The 485-nt window shown below is 32.4% G+C and carries 1 pseudogene; it reads right to left on the bottom strand.

Annotation, left to right across the window (positions count from 1 at the left end):
* Positions 1–232: 232 nt before the first annotated feature.
* Positions 233–485: pseudogene (locus UNSWCS_RS11200) on the bottom strand (methyl-accepting chemotaxis protein); the annotation flags it as partial.

The following is a 485-nucleotide window of genomic DNA, read 5'->3' as shown; positions in this document are numbered from 1 at the left end:
CTCACTCGCCTTAGCAACTTACCAAATTCAGGTCTCGTTGCCACTTGCCACTAAATTTGGAAGCGTGATATGCTCGTTCATAAATTTTAAAATTTAATAGATAACTCTTGAGTATTGATTTCAAAATTTGTTTGAAGTTTCTTGTGTGTTAATTTTAATCATCTAGTCTAAATTCGCATAGCCCTCTAAATTTAGAGGACTATGCTTTGTGTTTAATTTTAGTAGTTTATTTTTAGAATTTATTCTTCCTAACATCTTCAACTATAGCTTTAGCCATCTCATCTACTTCTGATGTGACTGAGTTAGCTTGGTTTGCAATTACTACGTTTTCTTTTGTTAAGTGATCTATTTGAGCAACTGATTGATTGATCATATTAATGCCTTCACTTTGCTCTTTTATAGATTCACTCATCTCATTTATTGATTGAGCTAGGACATTTGTATTTGCTTCTATCTCACCAAGTGATTTTTGAGTTCTCTCTGCT

Origin of the sequence: Campylobacter concisus UNSWCS, assembly GCF_000466685.1 — a bacterium.
GTDB classification, from domain to species: Bacteria; Campylobacterota; Campylobacteria; order Campylobacterales; family Campylobacteraceae; genus Campylobacter_A; species Campylobacter_A concisus_A.
This window is presented reverse-complemented; position numbering and strand designations above follow the sequence as displayed.